At 56.3% G+C, this 1,103-nt stretch carries 1 protein-coding gene; it reads right to left on the bottom strand.

Features of this window, described 5'->3' with window-relative positions; translation table 11 throughout:
- The coding region (locus tag A1351_RS25625; RefSeq protein WP_210178243.1) for a hypothetical protein at positions 1-310 on the bottom strand (310 nt) is incomplete at its 3' end.
- Positions 311-1,103: the final 793 nt, after the last annotated feature.

Below are 1,103 nucleotides of genomic sequence, written 5' to 3' on the forward strand. Positions count from 1 at the left end.
CGCCCAAGGCGTGTCCGACAAAAATAAAACCTGAACTTCCAATCAAAGCTCCGACTAGACCAAGAACGATATTCTTTGCAAGCATTGTAGCGTCCCCATTTATTGACCAAAGAACGGCGAAGACTCCGAGCGGGATAAACGCGAGGAAAAACCATCGCGAGGCCTTATATGGGTCCGCTTTGTCGAGAGCCTCCAACGCAAACCGCAGAATAACGCCAAATGCCGTTACGCAGATGACCCCAATGAAACCTAAGACCCCTGTTCCCATATGTAACCCGGCCGCTTTCGGCGAAAATGACTTCCCTTGCATTTGCCAAGCACTTCCGATTCGTGTAGGGGCGTCCCTACAAGATGGCAGAACATAGCCATGCGAGCCGCGCGGGATTCGGCCCTGCTGGCTCAGTTGAAAAGATAATCCGAAACAAATGCGAGCGCTAGTCGCGCGCGTTTTCGTTTCAGGAAACCTGCTCCCACCTCGCCGATATCCCACCGCTGCCGGAGAAGGGCTCTTTGGACCTATCGAAGGTCCTGGAGAGTGCCTTCTTCTTTTCCTGACTAGCTGCCATTTGTCAGCTACAGCCAATTAGGTTGCGTATTTTGCCTTTTCATTCGAACGGCCCTTCAACGCATTAGTTTGTTTTTGCTGCGATTTCTCGGACAATTGGCGGGACGTCCCGCCAACTTGCGGCGTCCCTCTGCGGATTTAGGTTGCGCATCTTGCCCGCTCAGGCGGCGCTCAGAAACCTACGCTTTATGACGCCTCGCGCCATTGTCGGCTTCTGGGGCCGTATCTCGCCGCGCCTCAGAAAGTTACGCATTTTGCCGTCTCGCCCGCGCCGCGGCAGAAAGTCCACCTTATTGCCCGCTCTCACGACCGGCGACGCGGCAGAAACCCTTACTTGTTGCGCACTCTGACGGTTTACCCCCTGTATTTTGACGTCTCGCGCCAAACGCAGGGGCTCTCCGCTCCGTCGCGTAGGCCGCGTCCCGACCCCCTCACACAGCCCGTCTCACGTCACCCGCACTGCCAATGCGCAGCCGTGACGGCGCGCGCCTGTGACCTCTGATCGCCTCAAACAAAAAGGACCACCACCTCGAATGGA

This window comes from Methylosinus sp. R-45379 (assembly GCF_001644125.1).
Taxonomy (GTDB): domain Bacteria; phylum Pseudomonadota; class Alphaproteobacteria; order Rhizobiales; family Beijerinckiaceae; genus Methylosinus.